General features: G+C 35.3%; 7 protein-coding genes and 1 pseudogene. 5 read left to right on the top strand and 3 right to left on the bottom strand.

The window, feature by feature from the left end:
* Positions 1-226 precede the first annotated feature (226 nt).
* Positions 227-2,674: an ATP-dependent helicase gene (locus Bho11B_RS03090; protein WP_078673641.1), complete on the top strand. Its 2,448-nt coding sequence runs from the start codon at positions 227-229 to the stop codon at positions 2,672-2,674.
* A 331-nt stretch (positions 2,675-3,005) separates the two neighbouring features.
* Here Bho11B_RS03090 and Bho11B_RS07070 read toward each other — a convergent pair whose 3' ends face one another.
* A complete protein-coding gene (locus Bho11B_RS07070; RefSeq protein WP_194284742.1) occupies positions 3,006-4,616 on the bottom strand; it encodes a hypothetical protein in 1,611 nt (536 codons plus the stop codon).
* 256 nt (positions 4,617-4,872) lie between these two features.
* Between Bho11B_RS07070 and Bho11B_RS03080 the strand changes: the two are divergent.
* A pseudogene (locus Bho11B_RS03080) lies at positions 4,873-5,850 on the top strand (M24B family metallopeptidase); the annotation flags it as partial.
* Positions 5,851-6,031: 181 nt separating this feature from the next.
* On the opposite strand, the gene Bho11B_RS03075 reads toward Bho11B_RS03080, so the two are convergent.
* Complete coding sequence (locus Bho11B_RS03075; RefSeq protein ID WP_245289534.1) at positions 6,032-9,031, bottom strand: autotransporter outer membrane beta-barrel domain-containing protein; 3,000 nt, start codon at positions 9,029-9,031, stop codon at positions 6,032-6,034.
* A gap of 377 nt (positions 9,032-9,408) precedes the next feature.
* Here Bho11B_RS03075 and Bho11B_RS03070 point away from each other — a divergent pair, with 377 nt between their 5' ends.
* Genes Bho11B_RS03070 through Bho11B_RS03060 form a run of 3 tightly spaced genes read left to right on the top strand, consistent with a single transcriptional unit; the run spans position 9,409 to position 12,723 of the window.
* Positions 9,409-10,008, top strand: coding sequence for an SCO family protein (locus Bho11B_RS03070; RefSeq protein ID WP_035006167.1), 600 nt, complete (start codon positions 9,409-9,411; stop codon positions 10,006-10,008).
* A 1-nt stretch (position 10,009) separates the two neighbouring features.
* Entirely contained in the window at positions 10,010-10,879 is an 870-nt protein-coding gene (locus Bho11B_RS03065) for a 50S ribosomal protein L11 methyltransferase (RefSeq protein ID WP_035006169.1), read from the top strand.
* 17 nt (positions 10,880-10,896) lie between these two features.
* Positions 10,897-12,723, top strand: coding sequence for an aminopeptidase P family protein (locus tag Bho11B_RS03060; RefSeq protein WP_078673640.1), 1,827 nt, complete (start codon positions 10,897-10,899; stop codon positions 12,721-12,723).
* A gap of 181 nt (positions 12,724-12,904) precedes the next feature.
* Here the strand turns inward: Bho11B_RS03060 and Bho11B_RS03055 are convergent, their stop codons facing one another.
* The gene (locus Bho11B_RS03055) at positions 12,905-15,937 is read right to left on the bottom strand and encodes an autotransporter outer membrane beta-barrel domain-containing protein (protein WP_078674143.1); all 3,033 of its coding nucleotides are present in this window, start codon (positions 15,935-15,937) and stop codon (positions 12,905-12,907) included.
* Positions 15,938-16,369 lie beyond the last annotated feature (432 nt).

Below are 16,369 nucleotides of genomic sequence, written 5' to 3'. Positions count from 1 at the left end.
AGCCTTATTTTTCTTTATGTTGTGACTTTTTATGTATCCATTATAATTGAAAATAAGCTTGTAACTTCATTTCGTATATATATCTTTGGTAGCTTCTTATCATAGCACTATGTCTTTATCTCCTCCTGTGATCTCTATATTTTTATTTAAATAAATGTGTCGTGTTTTTTTAAGAAAATAATTTTTATCTGGCGTTCAAATCAAAAAAATACTAGATAAAGTTATAATGAATGACTTTTCCGATCATATAACGTCTCTTAAAAATGACGTATCTCCTCATAAGCCTGAAAATAATTCTAGGTTAATGACGCATATATCAGAAAGAAAAAACACGCAATATAAGCCTAACTATTTAGAAAAGCTGAATCCAGAACAAAAACAAGCTGTCATCAATACAGAAGGACCCGTTTTAGTTCTTGCGGGTGCAGGTACTGGAAAAACCCGTGTTCTTACTACTCGCATTTCTCATATTTTGCATCTCGGACTTGCACACCCTAAACAAATATTAGCTGTTACTTTTACCAATAAAGCTGCACATGAAATGAAAACACGTATCGGTGAGCTTGTTGGTGAAACTGTCGAAAATATGCCTTGGCTTGGAACATTTCATTCGACTGGAGCAAAGATTCTACGTCGTCATGCAGAACTTGTTGGCTTAAAAAGCAATTTTACCATTCTTGATCGTGACGATGTTATTCGTCTTTTAAAACAACTCATTCAAGCTGAAGGATTGGATGATAAACGTTGGCCAGCACGTAACCTAGCAATGATGATTGATTCTTGGAAAAACCAAGGACTTTTGCCTAATTCTATTTCAGAGGGTGATGCTTATTCTTTTGGAAATGGAATAGGACGAAAACTTTATCGTAATTATCAGGATCGACTTAAAAATCTTAATGCCTGTGATTTTGGCGATCTTTTGCTGCACTCTATTTCCATCTTTCAAAATAACCCAGACATTCTTCGCGAATATCATAATAAATTTCGCTATATTCTTGTAGATGAATATCAAGATACAAATATAGCACAATATCTCTGGCTCCGTCTTTTGGCTCAACGCCATGAAAAACAGATTAATCTTTGTTGTGTAGGAGATGATGATCAATCTATCTACGGGTGGCGTGGAGCAAAAGTTGATAATATATTGCGCTTTGAACAAGATTTCTCTCCTGCAAAAATTATCCGTTTAGAACGCAATTATCGCTCTACATCACATATTTTAAAAACTGCTTCTCATCTTATTTCTCATAATCAAAATAGACTTGGAAAAACGCTTTTTTCTGATCAAATAAATAGCGACGATGAAAAAGTAAAAATTCATGCCGCATGGGATTCAGCAGAAGAAGCTCGTGCTATTGGAGAAGAAATTGAACAAGCACAACGGGCGGGTCATTCCTTAAATCATATAGCTATATTGGTGCGAGCATCATTCCAAATGCGTGAATTTGAAGATCGCTTTGTCACACTTGGTCTCAATTACCGCGTTATTGGTGGTCCGCGCTTTTATGAACGAATGGAAATACGTGATGCCTTGGCTTACTTACGTGTTGTTGTTCAACCAGCTGATGATCTAGCTTTTGAGCGTATTATCAATATACCCAAACGCGGCCTAGGAAATGCAACACTTCGTCATCTTTATAATAGTGCACGTGCGCGCTCTATTCCCCTCTTTGTCGCCGCAGCTGAAATAATTACAACAGATGAGCTAAAGCCTAAAATACGCAATGCTTTACGAGATGTTGTAGAAAACTTCTACCGCTGGCAAAGCATGTTACAACACACACCACATACAGAGCTTGCCGAAACAATTCTTGATGATTCAGGCTATACCGCAATGTGGCAAGAAGATCGTTCACCAGAAGCACCAACACGACTAGAAAATCTTAAAGAAATGATCCGTTCTATGGAACAATTTGAAAATCTTCGTAGTTTTTTAGAGCATGTTTCACTAGTAATGGATTCTGAAAGCAATGAAAACATGAATGCAGTTAATATCATGACTCTTCATTCTGCTAAAGGTCTTGAATTTGAAACTGTCTTTCTTCCTGGTTGGGAAGAAGGTCTTTTTCCGCACCAACGCTCATTAGATGAAGGTGGTCATTCAGGATTAGAAGAAGAACGTCGCCTTGCTTATGTAGGAATAACAAGAGCAAAAAAACACTTACATATATGGTGTGTATCCAATCGAAGAATTCATGGACTTTGGCAATCTACAATCCCTTCTCGTTTCCTCAATGAATTACCAGAAGAGCATATAAAAATAACAGAAATTGAAACATCTTATGGTAATTATAACCAAACACACTTTAAAAAGCAAAATCCTTTTCGTAATAATTATTCAACACCAGGCTGGCAGCGTGCTCAAAAAAATCAAACAAAAACAACGCATAATAATTGGAGAAAACAATCGGCTGCTCATGTTGAAAAAATTTGTTATGGTGATATCGATTTAAACTTTGGAATTAAACAACTCCGCCAACAAAAAAACATTGAAGGAACTATCATTGCAAAATCAGTCTCTAATAAATCCTCAGCTTTCTCTATAAATGATCGGATTTTTCATATAAAATTTGGTTATGGTCAAATTAAAGCAATAGATGGCAGCAAATTAACTATCTTCTTCGATAAAACCGGAGAAAAACGTGTTCTTGATAATTTTGTAATAAAAGCTTAGTGCGATGTAATATAAGTTATCTTTCCAAATAGAAGCTCAACTTTCAATCACTTAATTGTATTTTAGTTATAAATCGTTGATTTATAAAGATAATCCGTTACTTTGATTAGAACAGAACAATACCATGCATCCTCTGCTCATTGTTTAAACAGATAATCTCTGTTCTATGCTAAGAAAAAATTTTCGACTTAATTTTTTACTGATTTTTAGCATAAAAAACCATAAAATTTCATGCTATCTTACAAAAGTGTGACTTCTATTTGTACAATGAACAACACCTTAAATTACAACTCTATTGTAAACTATAACATTTTTAACAGTTTTAATATTACTACAAGCTTAGAGAACGCCATCTAGATTTAGGTTTACGAATTTTAATATTGTTGCGAATTTTCTTTTTGTTAATTTGATCATTGTTACAAATTTCTATGTCACCAAAAATCTCAACATCACCACATATTTCAACATTCCCGCGAACTTGTATTTTATAACCAACTTTGGCATTATCATAAATTTTTACATTTTCGTAAATTACAGAATTGTCCATAATCTGAGCTTTACCACAAACATATGCATTACCACTAACTATCGAACGACCAGAAATCTTAGCGTCTTCAAAAATTTTAGCAGCACCATAAACCTTCGCAGCTTCAAAAACTTTAGCATTACCAAAAATCTGAGCACAATGATAAATCTTAGCATTACCAAAAATCATAGCGTTACCAAAAATCTCAATATTACCCATAATCACAGTATCATCATAAACCTTAGCATTTCCATAAACTTGCGTATCCTCACAAATCCTCGCGTTTCCGTACACTTTAGCACTATCATAAACCTTAGCGTTATTTTTAACTATAGCTCCATCATAAACTGCAGCATTACCAAAAATCACGGCATTATCACAAACATGAGCATCACCATAAATCTCAGCATTACCAGAAACTTGAACATTATCACTAATGAAGGCCTTACCATGAATCCTAGCGTTTTCGAAAATCTTAGCATAATATAAAATCCAAGCTTTTTCATAAACTTTGGCATTATGCGAAATCTTAGAACCACAAATCTCAGCATCCCCATAAACCATTGCACTATCACAAATCTCAGCTTGACTCATAACCATAGCATTATCAAAAATCCTAGCATTACCAAAAACTTTACAATCTTCAACTAAAGCATTATCATAAACCTTAGCATTATCATAAACCTCAGAGTCACCACAAGTTACGGCATTACCATAAACCTCGGCATTACCATAAACCTCGGCATTACCATAAGTTACGGCATTACCATAAACCTTAGCAGCATCATAAACCTCAGATGCACCAGAAATGATAGCCTCACCAGAAACCTTGGCCTTACCAGAAACCTTGGCATAACTATAAACTATAGCATTACCAGAAATTATGGCATCACCAGAAACGGTAGCATAATCACAAACTGTGGAATTATTATAAATCTTGGCATCACCAGAAACGGTAGCATAATCACAAACTGTGGAATTATTATAAATCTTGGCATTACCAGAAACGTGAGCTTTGTGGTAAACTTGAGCAAAGTCACCAACCCAACAATTGCCTTCATGAGATAGATTGCATTCATCTTCAATAAATCCCCCTAGATCACCTGCCTTTATATCTCCAAAATCCCTAAGGGCTCTAATGCGATAAAGTTGAATAAAACCGTATGATACCTCCTCGTCTGTAAGTTCATACTTCTTGAGTTTATCATAGGATTTAATCTGATTTTCTTCAGATACTTGAGCGTTAGCAGTAGCAACCCGAAGTTTCCCTTCATCTGACAAACTCTCAGTCTTTCCAATCAAATCATCAAAATCATTTGAACTGATATGTTTAGAACGTTTAACAGCTTCAGTATGATTCAACTTTTTATTGTCAACTATTGTGCTTCCATCTACAGATTCATATTTTTTAGACATCAAGAAACTCTCTTAATTTAATCTCTAAACTAAAAATTTTACTCTTATACATCCCGCTTTTCTACAATTTTTTGCCAAAAGTGTCAAAATGCTCTTTACGCAGCACAAATTATTTATATTTCTTGTTAGTGTTTTCACCTATAACGCGTTTTAAAATAAGCCTTTAGGTGAGAATTTTCGCTCACTGCTTCTAATGGCAAAGTAGTCACTGAAGTCTACATCCGAAACAAAACTGCAGTAATTTTCTTTGGCTACTTTAACGTGCGAAAAGTTACGTACTGTTATTGAAGATACAGGGGGGTCTTTCGTTAGACTAAGGGATCCTGTTATCTTACCACGTGCCATTAAAAATACTACAGAGCTCAATGGTTCACGCAGAGCACATTTATGTGATGGTATAGCTCTTACTCGTTTTTTGTCCTGGCTCGATAGACAAATACCAGGTACAATTGATGAAATTTCAGCTGCTAAAAAATTAGAAAAATTTCGTATTATAACAACACAAGAAATGGGAATGAAACTCGAAGATCTTTCCTTTGACACGATTTCAGCAGCAGGTAAAAATGGTGCAATTATTCATTATCGTGTAACCACTCAGACAAATAAACGACTGAATGCAGGTGAACTTTATCTTGTTGATTCAGGTGGACAATATCGAGAGGGCACAACAGATGTGACTCGTACGGTAGCGATTGGAAACATTGGAGAAGAAGAAAAGCGCTGTTTTACCCTTGTTCTCAAAGGCATGATTGCTCTTTCAAGTGCAAGATTTCCGAAAGGGACACGCGGACAAGATATTGATGTTTTAGCACGTAATGCTTTATGGAAAGCTGGTTTTGATTATGCACATGGCACTGGCCATGGAGTTGGTTCTTACCTCTCTGTTCATGAAGGACCACAAAATCTCTCACGCTATGGAAGCCAAGAACTTATTCCCGGTATGATTATCTCTAACGAACCTGGATATTACCGTGAAAAAGCTTTTGGTATTCGTATTGAAAATTTGATGATTGTCAAACCAGCACAAAAAATTACTAATGGCGATATAGATATGCTATCATTTGAAACGCTCACATATTGTCCTATTGATCGACAATTAATTCTGATAGAGCTTTTAACGACACAAGAGAAACAATGGCTTAACGACTATCATGCCCGTGTTTATCAAGTTAATGCACCCTACCTTGATAAAGAAGATAAAAAATGGCTGAAAAAAGCTACAATGCCTCTTTGAGAGTAAAGACACCTTTAAATTAAATATCTAATCTAAAGAAATCTTCAAAAAACTCATTTTCATTCTATAAATAGAGTGCAAAATAAAATACTCTCATTCCTAGAAATCAGAGCTAAAGCTTTATCAACCAAATTTTCTAGGACTTGAGCAAAACTGATAAATATAAAACCAATCCTTGCTTTTAAAATTGATAACGCAAGCTACCCGAAACACTAATTCCAGAAAAGCCAGCTTTGGTTAATTTATGTTGGTATAACAAATCACCATGAAGTGCTATAGCATTAGACAATTGGGCATGAACACCCGCACCTGTTTCAACTGTAGAACCGAATGCACCTAACTGAAACGCATCTTTAAAATGCACTATCCGCTTCTTTTCATAACTATGCGCAACATGAAGGTTGCTATAAAAAGAAACAACATGTCCCTTTTCGGAAGAAGCAAAAGCTTTTATTAAACGACCACCTATCCGCCCTATCAATTGATCATGCTTTCCTAAATCAATATCAAACCGATCAATATCACGCGCTTCATCAAACAGGAGAGACTGGTAAATAACTTGAAGCTGTGGCTCAAGAATAAAACCATGATAGCCTGTGATAATGGCCTGACCACCCGATAAAGCAGCATTCAAAAGTCTCCCTTTTAATTCTGCTGTTTTTCCACGAGAAAGAGTGACAACATCGCCCTTAAAAAAATCATACGAGAGAAAGCCATTCGCATAAAAGCCTGTATCATGATCCAAATTCGCATAAAGCTTGCCTGACCATTTATCAAAAACACTCTTTTGACTGTGTTTAACTGCACGAGGATGAAGAGAGAGCTGACCATAACCGCCCATAACTCCAAAGGACGAAGCACTATCTTTACTCTCTAATGTATTGAATACAATTCCTGCTGTCGCATTATTATAGTCAAGATCAGCTCCATAACCATATTCAAAAACAGACAAATTGGAAGTATAACTATGGTTACTGCCATAACCACGGATGAAAAAGTTTGTCTTTCTCTTTTTATCCGCTTCATGAAAAGCACTTTGCATGATTTCCAACAGTTCATGCTGATTACTTACATCGACCAAACCTGTATGAAATAAAGCATGAGGTAAAAGCAAATAACTTGGGAGTTGTGGCACAACTGCCGGTACTCTTTTTGCAGGTAAATCTGGTGGTTCCGGTACTTCTGATTCTGGTGGAGTAATATATTTACTTTGCAGCCGATAATCCCAAAAATTACTACTAGAGTGCTCACCTTCTTTTCCATTCTGCCCAACCAACTTTTGTCCTGGATCCGCTTGCCCTAATTGGGAACTTGGACCATACGCAGAAAGAACATACTGATAAGGTAAATTATCTGCTGTAATATAATCATCCTTCAGTTTGAAGGAATCTTCTTGCGCTGTACCTGAAACTTGAATAAGCGAAACACCCTGGGTATTACCTGAACCCGTTTTATCTCCTAGATCTCCTACTGTTGTAGAAACAGAAACTACAGTAACACCAGATACATCACCATCGATTAAAAGTCGATCCGTAGCTGAGTTACTTTGATCTAAATAACTATTAAGATAAAGCTGCGCATTCCCTTCTGCTGTATAAACAAGACTATTCCCTGTGCCAATAGAGAGTGTTTGATAAATATTATCGCTTGGCTTTTCAAAAATAATTTTACTATTCTTAAGTGTCACAGTAGAAATAAATGATTTATTATTATCAGTTCCCTCATTCCCTCGATCACCCCGTGATTTTCTTTTTGTTAAAGTCCACATCGAGTTATTCTCTAATTTCAAACGCGCTTCAGCTGAACCAGAAATTAAAGCACCCCCTTCGAGCTGTGAGTTATTAGCTTTAATGTTTATAATCCCGCTAGTACCTTCTAGCAAAAGACCACCGGAAAGTTTTGTATCTGATAAATTAAAAATAAGCTCCGCCTTAACACCATTATAAATAGCGGTACTATTAGGAACAATAAAATTTGTTTTTTTCAAAGAAATAGTTGCGAATCTTTCGGGCTCCCCGTCCTGGCTATTACTAACAGAAAGTACTCCATACATGCCATAATATTTATCACCCTCTATTTTAACGTCTACATTTTCAAGATTTACATTCTCTTTCTTCTCCTCCTCCTCATCATCTTCTTCATCGTCACTCTCATCTTCATCACCATCTTCATCTGCTGTCTCATAATCTTTTGTACCCTTATATGGTGAAAAGTCAAATACAAATCCATTCCCACTTTTGAGATGAACTTTCCCTTCCTTCATCTCAAAAGCACTCTGTGGATGCATATAAACGGCAGCACTACGACTATAATCTACATTCTCGTTCGTCTGGACAGAAGTATTATCATTAATAGTATCATTAATAATATTAACTTTCTCTAAAGAAACCTCTCCTGTATTCATATAAACTGCGGAACTTAGAGTAAAATTAATGCCTGCATCCGATTTATCTATACCCTGCATATCAATATAGCCACCTTTTGTAGTGAAAAGACCTTTATCCCCTTTTAATACTAAAATATTTGTATCCAATAGCTCAACTATAGAACTTGAACCCTTAGCTTTAACAGCAATCTTATTATTACTTATCAATGTCTTATCTGCGTTTACCGAACTATTTTCTACAACAGAAATACCTATCGTTAGGTCTTTTAAGGTCAATTCATTAGCAACAATTGTTCCCCATTCCCCGAGCAGTATACCAATATAAATATCATCATCACTGTGTATGGGGCCTAGAATTTGCACGTTATTTACATTAACATCACTAGTCGAAACTTCTTCAATTGAATCTTCTCTATCCCCTTCATCACTCGAACTCGAATATATACCAATTACTCCATCGGTTTTAGAAACTTCACTGTTTGTCTGTTTCTTATTATTCCTATTATTCCGTTTAGAACTATTTGCCAGTTGATATTTTTTGTCATTTATCTGTCCATCTGCACTTTCTTTACACTCTTTCACAATGAAAGTACGGCTACCCAATTTCATAGTGGTCTTGTTCGAACTTGAAGAAGCTTTACCGTTCGCAGCGTTACTTTTCTGACACTTCTTAACAGAACCAGTCTCATTAGCAAAAGAAACATTAGAAGGACTAACTAAAAGAGTATTAAGTATGAGAAAGAAAGAAAGAAAGAAAGAAAGAAAGAAAGAAAGAAAGAAAGAAACGCGCAACATTAAAATACCAATAACTTTTCAAAATAAACTGAATACATTATGGATTATATTAAATAAATAAACACATTTCAAGTTATTATCATAACATAAGTTTTTCACATATTGAACTTATCTATTAACATTTATTGAATAAATATAAATAAAGTTAAACTTTACACTTAAATACAAAAAATTCTTTCGAATACCTATTCATTTTTCACATATTGCTTTTGCAATAAAATATACGAAACGATAGTATGCAATATTTTATCTAGATAAAATATCTCTTTGTTTATATATTTTTGGGTACTCATCAACATACACACTTTTTATCCAAAACAGTGATTGCAAAATTAAGTTATAATTGCTATAATTTTTGTATATGAAAGAGTTAATTTATGAAAAATATAATACGGATACTAGGGCTAACTGTTATATTTCTTGCTGGTGTTTTCACCTATGATGCGTTTAGAAATAAGCCTTTAGGTGAGAATTTTACGCTCATTGCTTCTAATGGTAAAATCGTCACTGAAGCCGACATACGAGATAAACCTGCAGTAATCTTTTTTGGTTATACTATGTGCCCTGATAGTTGCCCTACTACACTTATGGATCTTAATCGGTGGCTTATGGAAATTGGTCCAGATGCAGATAGATTGGGTGTATGGTTTGTCACGGTTGATCCTGAACGCGATACACCAGAGGTGCTTCATGAATATTTAAGCAATTTTACTGATAAAATTATTGGTATAAGTGGAGATCCTAACGCAGTTCATAAGATGGTTGCCTCTTTTAATATTGTTTCTGAAAAAGTAATCGGAACAGATGACAGCAACTATACCTATAACCACACAGCTGCCATTTTTTTGCTAAAAAAAGGTGGTAAACTAGCCGGAATTATTCCATATAATGTTGAAGAAAACGAGAATAAATTAAAAGACGATATTGCTATTACACGGCTTAAAAAGCTCGTTTCAAGTTCCACTAATAAAAAATAGTATGTCACAACAAATTCGTCTATATTGGACAGCTCTTAAAAATGAAGCAGAGAAATTTTACGCTCGTATGGAAGTAGCCTTTGAAGAGGAAGGTTATCCTCTTGCTCTTACAGAAATAGACGACAAAAATGCTATTTATGAGATTTCACTCTATGTTGATCAAAAAAATCAGAAAAGTGCTTCTCAACGTTTTTCAAGCATTCTTGCAATAGATCCACATAAAATTAATATAGAAATCTTGCCTAATATTGATTGGGTAAAAAAAAGTCTTGCAGAATTGAAACCGGTATGTGCTGGTCCTTTTTTTATTCACGGTAGCCATGAACGACAAAACATTCCACCTAATGTTTTGCCTATCGAAATTGAAGCTAATCAAGCTTTTGGTACAGGTCATCACGGAACGACATTTGGCTGCTTAGAAATGATTACCAAAGTAATACAAAATGAAAACCCGAAAAATGCCCTTGATATCGGTACAGGTAGTGGAATATTAGCTATTGGTATCGCGATGCTTAAACCTATTGTTGTGCTTGCAGCTGATATAGATCCAATAGCTATTAAAGTTGCACAACAAAATATCAGATTTAATGGTGTTACAGACTATGTTACAGCTATTACAATTACAGGTTTTAGCGATAATAAAGTCGCATCACGCGCTCCCTTTGATCTTATTGTTGCTAATATTCTTGCAAACCCTTTAATCGAGCTTGCACATAATATGGTGCAAGCATTGCGAAAAGGTGGATCTATTATACTATCTGGAATTATTGAAGAGCAGCATGATGATGTTTTAAAAGCTTACGTAAAACAAGGTTTAAAACATATTGAAACATATTCCCAACAAGGGTGGATTACTTTGCATCTGAAATAAAAGAAAAGAACATCTTTATGTATCAATCTTTTGAAATAAGCACAAATCCCACTTATGCTGCAAAACGCGTTGCGGCTCTTCGTAAAAAAATTGATCACTTTGGACTAGATGGCTTTTTAGTACCGCATACAGATGAACATCAAGGAGAATATGTTCCTAAACATGCTCAACGTCTTGGTTGGCTTACTGGTTTCACTGGATCAGCTGGTATAGCATTGATTTTAAAAGATCAGGCTATTATATTTACAGATGGGCGTTATAAACTTCAAGTCCGTCAACAAACAGATTCCTGTATCTTTAATTATGAAGATTTAGCAATCTGCTCACCAGCACAATGGCTCGAGAAAAATAAACAAAAACTTTCAATTGGTTTTGATCCATGGCTTCATACTATTAATGCTACAGCTATATTGAGGCAAGCATTAGAATTGAAAATAGGTGGGAAACTTATAGAAAGTGAAACCAACCTCATTGATCTTATTTGGAATGATCAACCCAAATATCCACAAACTCCTTTATCAATTCATCCTCTCAAATATACAGGGTGCAGCACCAATGAAAAGCTATCACAAATTCGCAAAAACATAAAGCAATCTGGTGCAAATGCTTTTATTTTTACAGATCCGTCTTCTATTGCATGGACATTCAATATACGTGGCAAAGATGTTTCTAATTCTCCCTTTTCCCTTTGTTTTGCTATCATTTCAATTACAGAAAAACCAATCTTATTTATTGATAGTAAAAAAGTTGGTAGTAAGCAAAGACAATACCTAAAAAGTTATGCAAAACTATATGAACCAGAAGAACTTATTTCAAATATCAAAGATCATGTTCAACAAGGTACTGTTTTTGCTTTAGATCCATTTTTAACGTGCGAAAAGTTACGTACTGTTATTGAAGATACAGGGGGGTCTTTCGTTAGACTAAGGGATCCTGTTATCTTACCACGTGCCATTAAAAATACTACAGAGCTCAATGGTTCACGCAGAGCACATTTATGTGATGGTATAGCTCTTACTCGTTTTTTGTCCTGGCTCGATAGACAAATACCAGGTACAATTGATGAAATTTCAGCTGCTAAAAAATTAGAAAAATTTCGTATTATAACAACACAAGAAATGGGAATGAAACTCGAAGATCTTTCCTTTGACACGATTTCAGCAGCAGGTAAAAATGGTGCAATTATTCATTATCGTGTAACCACTCAGACAAATAAACGACTGAATGCAGGTGAACTTTATCTTGTTGATTCAGGTGGACAATATCGAGAGGGCACAACAGATGTGACTCGTACGGTAGCGATTGGAAACATTGGAGAAGAAGAAAAGCGCTGTTTTACCCTTGTTCTCAAAGGCATGATTGCTCTTTCAAGTGCAAGATTTCCGAAAGGGACACGCGGACAAGATATTGATGTTTTAGCACGTAATGCTTTATGGAAAGCTGGTTTTGATTATGCACATGGCACTGGCCATGGAGTTGGTTCTTACCTCTCTGTTCATGAAGGACCACAAAATCTCTCACGCTATGGAAGCCAAGAACTTATTCCCGGTATGATTATCTCTAACGAACCTGGATATTACCGTGAAAAAGCTTTTGGTATTCGTATTGAAAATTTGATGATTGTCAAACCAGCACAAAAAATTACTAATGGCGATATAGATATGCTATCATTTGAAACGCTCACATATTGTCCTATTGATCGACAATTAATTCTGATAGAGCTTTTAACGACACAAGAGAAACAATGGCTTAACGACTATCATGCCCGTGTTTATCAAGTTAATGCACCCTACCTTGATAAAGAAGATAAAAAATGGCTGAAAAAAGCTACAATGCCTCTTTGAGAGTAAAGACACCTTTAAATTAAATATCTAATCTAAAGAAATCTTCAAAAAACTCATTTTCATTCTATAAATAGAGTGCAAAATAAAATACTCTCATTCCTAGAAATCAGAGCTAAAGCTTTATCAACCAAATTTTCTAGGACTTGAGCAAAACTGATAAATATAAAACCAATCCTTGCTTTTAAAATTGATAACGCAAGCTACCCGAAACACTAATTCCAGAAAAGCCAGCTTTGGTTAATTTATGTTGGTATAACAAATCACCATGAAGTGCTATAGCATTAGACAATTGGGCATGAACACCCGCACCTGTTTCAACTGTAGAACCGAATGCACCTAACTGAAACGCATCTTTAAAATGCACTATCCGCTTCTTTTCATAACTATGCGCAACATGAAGGTTGCTATAAAAAGAAACAACATGTCCCTTTTCGGAAGAAGCAAAAGCTTTTATTAAACGACCACCTATCCGCCCTATCAATTGATCATGCTTTCCTAAATCAATATCAAACCGATCAATATCACGCGCTTCATCAAACAGGAGAGACTGGTAAATAACTTGAAGCTGTGGCTCAAGAATAAAACCATGATAGCCTGTGATAATGGCCTGACCACCCGATAAAGCAGCATTCAAAAGTCTCCCTTTTAATTCTGCTGTTTTTCCACGAGAAAGAGTGACAACATCGCCCTTAAAAAAATCATACGAGAGAAAGCCATTCGCATAAAAGCCTGTATCATGATCCAAATTCACATAAAGCTTGCCTGACCATTTATCAAAAACACTCTTTTGACTGTGTTTAACTGCACGAGGATGAAGAGAGAGCTGACCATAACCGCCCATAACTCCAAAGGACGAAGCACTATCTTTACTCTCTAATGTATTGAATACAATTCCTGCTGTCGCATTATTATAGTCAAGATCAGCTCCATAACCATATTCAAAAACAGACAAATTGGAAGTATAACTATGGTTACTGCCATAACCACGGATGAAAAAGTTTGTCTTTCTCTTTTTAGCCGCTTCATGAAAAGCACTTTGCATGATTTCCAACAGTTCATGTTGATTACTTACATCGACCAAACCTGTATGAAATAAAGCATGAGGTAAAAGCAAATAACTTGGGAGTTGTGGCACAACTGCCGGTACTCTTTTTACAGGTAAATCTGGTTTTATCGGATCCTCAGGTTCTGAGGGCACTGGTGGTTCCGGCGATGGTGCTGGTTGCACTGGTTCCGGTTCTGATGGAGTAATATATTTACTTTGCAGCCGATAATCCCAAAAATTACTACTAGAGTGCTCACCTTCTTTTCCATTCTGCCCAACCAACTTTTGTCCTGGATCCGCTTGCCCTAATTGGGAACTTGGACCATACGCAGAAAGAACATACTGATAAGGTAAATTATCTGCTGTAATATAATCATCCTTCAGTTTGAAGGAATCTTCTTGCGCTGTACCTGAAACTTGAATAAGCGAAACACCCTGGGTATTACCTGAACCCGTTTTATCTCCTAGATCTCCTACTGTTGTAGAAACAGAAACTACAGTAACACCAGATACATCACCATCGATTAAAAGCCGATCTGTATCCGAGTTACTTTGATCTAAATAACTATTAAGATAAAGCTCCGCATTACCCTCTGCTGTATAAACAAGACTATTCCCTGTGCCAATAGAGAGTGTTTGATAAACATTATCGCTTGGCTTTTCAAAAATAATTTTACTATTCTTAAGTGTCACAGTAGAAATAAATGATTTATTATTATCAGTTCCCTCATTCCCTCGATCACCCCGTGATTTTCTTTTTGTTAAAGTCCACGTCGAGTTATTCTCTAATTTCAAATGCGCTTCAGCTGAACCAGAAATTAAAGCACCCCCTTCGAGCTGTGAGTTATTAGCTTTAATGTTTATAATCCCGCTAGTACCTTCTAGCAAAAGACCACCGGAAAGTTTTGTATCTGATAAATTAAAAATAAGCTCCGCCTTAACATCATTATAAATAGCGGTACTATTAGGAACAATAAAATTTGTTTTTTTCAAAGAAATAGTTGCGAATCTTTCGGGATCCCCGTCCTGGCTATTACTAACAGAAAGTACTCCATACATGCCATAATGTTTATCACCATCTATTTTAATGTCTACATTTTCAAGCTCTACATTTATCTTTTCTATATCACTATTGATAAATGCAGGTCCTTCTACCGCCTGTGTTTCTTGTGAACTTCTTACCGAAAAGTCAAATAAAAATCCACTCCCACCTTTGAGATCAATCTTTCCTTCCTTCATCTTAAAAGTACTCTGTGGATACATATAAACAGCAACCATATCAGCACTAGATACAAACCTATTACGAGAAGTATTAATATTTTGGATACCTTCACTAATAACGTTAACTTTCTCTAAAGAAACCTCTCCTGTATCCATATAAACTGCGTAACCTTCGATAAAATTAATACTTGCATCCGATTTATCTATACCCTCCATTTGAATCCAGCCGCCTTTTTTAGTGAAAAGACCTTTGCCCTTTTCAAGCACTGTAATCTCTGTATTGAATACCTCAGCCATAGCATTTAAACCATTAGCTTCAACAGCAATCTGATTATTACTTATCAATGTATTGTCCACATTTACCCAACTATTTTTTGAAACAGAAATACCTGCCTTTAGGTCTTTTAAGACCAATCCATCACCGACAAAAAACCCCCATGTTTTTGAAACAGAAATACCTGTCTTTAGGTCTTTTAAGACCAATCTATCAGCGACAACAAGCCCCCATTCTCCGATCAGTATACCAATATAATCATTTTCATTACTGTCATTACTAACTTTTGGACCTAGAATGTTCACGCCACTTACATTAACGTTACTAGTCGTATATATACCAATTTCTCCTTTGCTTTCAACACTGCTGCTCTTTTCTTCACTCTGTTCAGAATTACTCCCCATTTGATATGTTTTATCAGTTATTTGATATACTTGATCATCAGTTACCTGTCCATTAACTTTACTTTGAGCTTCTTTACAAACTTTTACAATGTAAGTATTCTTATCTAATGTTATAGTCATATTGTTGTTTGAGCTACTATCTCCACCACTGCTAGTTTGCTGACACTTATTAACAACGGCCAGTGAACCAACAACACTAGAAGAATTGCCTAAAAAAACGCCCAACACTACCACAAGTTTGAACAACAAATCCGAAAATATAATTGACATAAAACTACCCAGTGATACTAACAAAAGCTAAACGTATTGCGCATCTATATTAAATAGATAAATACACTTCAAGTTATTAGTATAAAAATAAATTTTTAGGTACTGGCTTTTTCTATTAAGCTTTACTAAATGAAAACTATTCAATAAATAAAGCTAAGCTTTACACTGAATACAAAAAAGCATTTCTGAATAAATTTATGAAACTGAATTAAACACATTGACAATAGCACATATCGACAAAAAACAATGACACCAAGTTAAGTAAAAAACATCACAGTACAATTTCTGTTAGAAATAGTGTATTTGCAATACCAATAGAATTTTTATACTTTTTCTTCTGCAGATCTGCAAAAAACTTATGTTTTGTATTTTATTATAAATTTCGATATAAAATCAGTTTCTTATAGCATAAAACATACATCCAAGGTATAA

Source organism: Bartonella sp. 11B (genome assembly GCF_002022625.1).
Taxonomy (GTDB): Bacteria; Pseudomonadota; Alphaproteobacteria; order Rhizobiales; family Rhizobiaceae; genus Bartonella; species Bartonella rochalimae.
Note: the sequence above shows the minus strand (reverse complement) of the source record. Positions and strands in the feature narration are given on the sequence as shown.